Origin of the sequence: Caballeronia sp. BR00000012568055 (assembly GCF_029439455.1) — a bacterium.
GTDB lineage: Bacteria > Pseudomonadota > Gammaproteobacteria > Burkholderiales > Burkholderiaceae > Caballeronia.
The window spans coordinates 1-5,376 of record NZ_JAQFVG010000046.1 but is presented as its reverse complement, the minus strand read 5'-3'; the positions used below and the strand labels follow the sequence as shown (position 1 = coordinate 5,376).

General features: G+C 58.6%; 5 protein-coding genes and 2 pseudogenes. All 7 read left to right on the top strand.

Going from position 1 to position 5,376, the window contains the following annotated elements:
* Window positions 1-532, top strand: a pseudogene (locus P7F28_RS03775) (3-oxoacid CoA-transferase); the annotation flags it as partial.
* Window positions 529-1,335 (top strand): shikimate dehydrogenase, encoded by an 807-nt coding sequence (locus P7F28_RS03770; RefSeq protein WP_277183101.1) that lies wholly within the window; start codon window positions 529-531, stop codon window positions 1,333-1,335. The pseudogene P7F28_RS03775 and the gene P7F28_RS03770, both read left to right, overlap by 4 nt.
* Before the next feature lie 17 nt (window positions 1,336-1,352).
* On the top strand, window positions 1,353-2,003 hold the full coding sequence (locus P7F28_RS03765) for a DUF4286 family protein (protein WP_277183100.1): 651 nt from the start codon (window positions 1,353-1,355) through the stop codon (window positions 2,001-2,003).
* Window positions 2,004-2,021: 18 nt separating this feature from the next.
* On the top strand, window positions 2,022-2,873 hold the full coding sequence (locus P7F28_RS03760) for a fumarylacetoacetate hydrolase family protein (protein WP_277183099.1): 852 nt from the start codon (window positions 2,022-2,024) through the stop codon (window positions 2,871-2,873).
* 49 nt (window positions 2,874-2,922) lie between these two features.
* On the top strand, window positions 2,923-4,143 hold the full coding sequence (locus P7F28_RS03755; RefSeq protein ID WP_370467232.1) for an ABC transporter substrate-binding protein: 1,221 nt from the start codon (window positions 2,923-2,925) through the stop codon (window positions 4,141-4,143).
* 107 nt (window positions 4,144-4,250) lie between these two features.
* Window positions 4,251-5,144, top strand: a complete 894-nt coding sequence (locus P7F28_RS03750) for a sugar ABC transporter permease (protein WP_277183102.1) — start codon at window positions 4,251-4,253, stop codon at window positions 5,142-5,144.
* Between the two features lie 19 nt (window positions 5,145-5,163).
* Window positions 5,164-5,376, top strand: a pseudogene (locus P7F28_RS03745) (carbohydrate ABC transporter permease); the annotation flags it as partial.

The window sequence follows — 5,376 nt, the reverse complement described above, 5'->3', positions numbered from 1 at the left end:
TCTCGCCTTCCTTTCCTTCGCCGAAGTCGATGCGCAAGGCAACGTGAATATCAGTCGCTTTGGCGACAAGATCGTCGGTGTCGGCGGCTTTATCAATATCAGCCAGAACGCCAGGCGCGTGATTTTCAGCGGCACGCTGACAGCGGGCGGGCTGGATGTGCAATGGGAAAGCGGTCGGACGCGTATCGTGCAGGAAGGTAAGCATCGCAAGTTCGTGAGGTCGCTCGAACAGATTTGCTATAGCGCGCCGCTTGCGCATCAGCGAGGAAACAGCGCGTTGTTCGTGACGGAGCGCGCGGTGTTTCGTGTCGGCGATAAAGGGCTGGAATTGATCGAAGTCGCGCCGGGCATCGATATCGAACGCGATGTGTTTGCGCATATGGACTTCCGTCCTGCCGTTTCCGGCGATGTGCGTGAAATGGATGCGCGCATCTTCGCGCACAGTGTCATGGGCATCAAGGAAGAGACGACGGCGCGTGAGCGTCGGCATCGGTCGGAGCGTGTCGCGGAGTGGTATCGGAGCCGCGTATGAGCACGCTGTCTATCACCGGGCGTACGCGCCTTTACGGCATCATCGGCGATCCGATTCAACAGGTGCGATCGCCCGAGGTCTACACGCGCAAATTCGCGGAGATCGGACTGGATGCCGTGCTTGTGCCGATGCATATCGATCGAAACGAAATCGACGCCGTATTGCCCACGCTCTTGCGCCTGAAGAACCTCGACGGCCTGCTGGTCACGACGCCCTTCAAAGCAAACGCGCTTGCAGCAGCCGATGACGTGCATTCTCGCTGCCGGCGCATTGGCGCGGTGAACGCCTTGCGCCGCGATGCAAATGGCCGCTGGCAAGCCGATATGTTCGATGGCGAAGGCTTTGTGCGCGGACTGCTATCGAAGGGGCTTGTGGTCAGCAACAAGCGCGCGCTGGTGCTCGGTTGTGGCGGCGCCGGCGCAGCGATCGCGGTATCGCTTGCGGATGCTGGCGTCACCCATATCGCGCTGTGCGATCTCGATGATGCGAAGTCGCAAGCGCTCGCGGCGCAGCTCAATTCGTCGGGCGAAGGCTGCATGTTCGTCGCCAGCGAGCCGAATGCGCGCGACGTGGACATCATCGTGAACGCGTCGATCGTTGGCATGAAAGCGGGCGACAGCATGCCTGCACCGTTCGAATCGTTCGATTCGAAGCAGATCGTCGGCGATGTGGTGTTGCGTCCACCGGGCGAGCCGACCGCACTCATCGCACGCGCGATGGAATGCGGCTGCTCCGTCGTGACGGGAATCGATATGCACAGCGGACAGATCGATGCGATCGTCGAATTCTTCCAGGCTTCATAAACGAAGGAATGCGAATCATGTCTCTGATGGGCAAGGCAGTCGTCCTCATCTGGAACGACGTCACGCAGGAAGGCCGCGAAGGATTCTATGCGTGGCATGACAAGGAGCATATTCCCGAGCGCCTTTCGATCGACGGTTTTCTGCGCGGCCGACGTTATCGCGGCGACGATGCATCGCCCGAATGGCTCACGGTTTATGAAGCGCGCGATCTGAGCGTGCTGACGGGTGACGCGTATCTCGAACGGCTCAATAATCCGACGCCGCTGACGCAGGCATCGGTCAAGGACTTTCGCAATACGGCGCGTTCGATTTGCAGCATCGAAAGCACGCAAGGTGAAAGCACTGGCGCGTATGTGTTGACCATGCAAATGCGCATGGAGAAGCACTTCCCTTCGTTCGATGCACTGCTGGCCCGCGGCGACGTACTCGCCATCCATCGCTTTATCGCCGATGAAACCGCGAGCAATGTGCGGACCGAAGAAGCGAAAGCGCGCGCCTTCACGGTGCCGAGTCATATCGTTGTGATCGAAGCGGCGACGCGGCAGGGCATCGACATATGCCGCGAAACGCTCGACACATTCGACTGGGAACGCCACGGCATTACTGCCGACCGCTGCAACGTCTATACGCTCGAAATCACGCGTCTTTCGAAGTCGCTCCATTTCTGAATCTGAAGGAACCGAACCATGAAACTGCTTCGCTATGGCAACGCCGGACAGGAAAAGCCCGGCATTCTCGACGATCAAGGCCGCATTCGCGATGCCTTCGCCATCACCGACGACTTCGATCCTGCGTTCTTCGCCAAAGGCGGCATGAAGCGCCTCGAAGGCATCGATATCAACGCGTTGCCGCTTGTCGAAGGTACGCCGCGCATCGGCGCATGTATCGCGAAGCCGGGCAACTTTATTGCGGTTGGTCTGAACTACGTGCAGCACGCGATCGAAACCAATGCGCCGATCCCTACCGAGCCGATTCTCTTCAACAAAGCGCCATCATGTATTTGTGGTCCTAACGATCGCGTGCTGCTGCCGCGCAACTCGACCAAGGCAGATTGGGAAGTCGAAATCGCACTGGTAATCGGCAAGCGCGCGCATTACGTCAGCGAAGACACGGCGCTCGACTATGTCGCGGGCTTTTGCGTCTGCAATGACGTGTCCGAGCGCGCATTCCAGCTCGAACAAGGCGGCCAATGGGTGAAGGGAAAAATGGCGCCGACCTTCGGTCCGCTCGGTCCGTGGCTCGTCACTGCCGATGAACTCGGCGATGTTCAAAACCTGCCGCTGTGGCTCGAATTGAACGGCAAGCGCATTCAGAATTCTTCGACGTCCGACATGATTTTTTCGATCAGAAAGCTCGTGTCGTATATCAGCCACTTCGTCGTGCTAGAAGCAGGCGATGTCATTACCACGGGCACGCCGCCCGGCGTTGGACTCGGCATGCAGCCGGAGCAGTATCTGAAACCGGGCGACGTGATGAAGCTATCTGTCGAAGGACTCGGCGTACAGGAACAAATCGTCGCGCGTTGGGACGATCAATAAAACCATCGCAATCGGAAGATCAGCGAGGAGACACATCATGAAACGAAGCATGTTGCTGGCATGGGCCGTCGCGGGTGCATTCAATACTGCGCATGCCGATCAGATCGAAGTGCTGCACTGGTGGACATCGGGCGGCGAATCGAAGGCGGTCGGCGTGCTCAAGCAGGACGTCGAAAAGCAAGGCGTGACGTGGAAGGACTTCGCGGTTGCCGGCGGCAGTGGCACGAACGCGCTCACGGTGCTTAAGACGAACGTCGTCGCGGGGCATCCGCCATCGGCTGCGCAATTGAAGGGGCCATCGATTCACGACTGGGCGGATCAGGGCGTGCTCGTCAATATCGACGCTGCCGCGCAAGGCTGGGACAAGCTGATTCCGCCACAGGTGGGCAAGTTTCTGAAGTACGAAGGGCATTACGTTGCGGTGCCGGTCGAGATACATCGTATGAACTGGCTGTGGATCAACAAGGAGATTCTGGATAAAGTCGGCGGCAGTGCGCCGAATACGTGGCCCGAATTTTTTGTGCTCGCGGACAAGATGAAGGCGGCGGGTTATACGGCAGTCGCGCATGGCGGACAGCCTTGGCAAGACGTGAATTTGTGGGAAGGCGTGGTGCTTTCGCAAGGCGCGGACTTCTATCGCAAGGCCATTGTCGATCGCGATCAGAGCGCGCTGACATCGGACAAGATGGTTCAGGTGTTCGATATCGTCCGCAAAATTGGTTCGTACTACGACAATGGTACGACAGGACGCGACTGGAATCTCGCCACGATGATGGTCATCAACGGCAAGGCGGGCATGCAGTTTATGGCGGACTGGGCGAAGGGCGAGTTCGCACGCGCGGACAAGCAGCCGGGCAAGGATTATCTTTGCGTGCCACGTCCGGGCACCGCAGGCAGCTATATGTTCAATTCGGATTCCTTGGCGTTCTTTGCGCAGAACGGCGCGACCACGGCAACGCCCGCGCAACTGGTGCTTGCGAAGGCCGTGATGTCGCCGCAATTCCAGGAGCAATTCAGCCTGTACAAAGGCTCGATTCCCGCGCGCACCGGCATTCCAATGGACAAGTTCGACGACTGCGCGAAGCGTTCCTATACCGACGAACAATCGGCTATCAAGGCGAACACGATCGTTCCTTCGCTTGCGCAAGGCATGGCGCAGAGCGAAGCCGTGGCAGGCGCAATGACCGATGTCGTCACGAAGTTCATGCATTCGCAGCAGGATAGCAAGAGCGCGGTGCAGGCGCTTGCAGCGGCCGCGAAAGTCAATTGATTGTTTGACGCAGAGCGCCTCGTCCGGGGCGCTTATCCCGACATTTCAAAGGAGCACTCGTGAGCAGTGTCGAACGCGCTCGCCCTCAGCGCGAGCCTGCGCGCGCGATATCGCCCGTGCGCGCCAAATTCAACGCCGACGACTGGCTGCCGAAAATCGTGCTTGCGCCGAGCATTGCCGCGAGTCTCGTGTTCGTGTACGGCTTTATCGGACTGACGGCGTGGATTTCATTCACGAACTCGAAGCTCATGCCGCGTTATGCGCTGGCGGGCTTCGGTCGCTATAAGGAACTCTTTGCCAACGATGTATGGTGGACATCCGCCTCGAATCTCGGCTGGTTCGGTATTCCGTTTGTCGGTATCTGCATCGGCGTAGGTTTGTTGCTTGCGATTTTGCTCGATCAGAAGATTCGCTCCGAAGGCGCGTTACGCGCGATCTATCTTTACCCGATGGCGTTATCGTCTATCGTCGCGGGCACGGCGTGGCAATGGATCCTGAATCCCGGCTCGGGCATCGACAAGGTGATGCATGACCTGGGCTTTGCCAGCTTCGCGTTCAACTGGCTCGGCGATCCCGACAAAGCAATCTTCTGCGTCGTCATGGCCGCAGCGTGGCAATCGACGGGCTTTGCGTGCGCTTTGTTTCTTGCGGGCCTGCGCAGTGTCGATGCCGAAGTGTTCAAAGCTGCACAAGTGGACGGCGCGACCTTGCCCGTGATTTATCGCAAGATCGTGATTCCCAGCATGCGCCCGGTGTTTTTCTCCGTACTCCTGATTCTCGCGCATATCACCATCAAGACTTTCGATCTGGTGGTCGCGCTGACGGCGGGCGGACCCGGCACATCGTCGTCGTTGCCAGCCATCTTCATGTACACGTTTTCCTTCAACCGGGGACAACTCGGCGTAGGCGCAGCTTCGTCGATGATGATGCTCGCGACCATCGTCGCGGTGCTCGTGCCGCTGATGTACCTCGAATCCAGGAGTGCGCGCCTTGCACGCTAAAGCTCAACTCAACCGCGCGATGATTTACTTCGTGCTGTCGCTGTTCGCGCTGTATTTTCTGTTGCCGATGTACGTGATGTTCAGCACATCGTTCAAGAGCATCGACGAATTGCGCACGGGCAACTTGCTGACCTTGCCTTCCGAATGGACGCTCGCGCCGTGGATCAAGGCGTGGTCGCAAGCATGCACAGGCGTTCGATGCGAAGGCATGCAGCCGTTCTTTCTCAACTCG

Coding starts and splice junctions, on each gene's coding strand:
- P7F28_RS03765 (WP_277183100.1), top strand. CDS start 1,353: ATGTCTCTGATGGGCAAGGCAGTCGTCCTCATCTGGAACGACGTCACG.
- P7F28_RS03760 (WP_277183099.1), top strand. CDS start 2,022: ATGAAACTGCTTCGCTATGGCAACGCCGGACAGGAAAAGCCCGGCATT.
- P7F28_RS03755 (WP_370467232.1), top strand. CDS start 2,923: ATGTTGCTGGCATGGGCCGTCGCGGGTGCATTCAATACTGCGCATGCC.
- P7F28_RS03770 (WP_277183101.1), top strand. CDS start 529: ATGAGCACGCTGTCTATCACCGGGCGTACGCGCCTTTACGGCATCATC.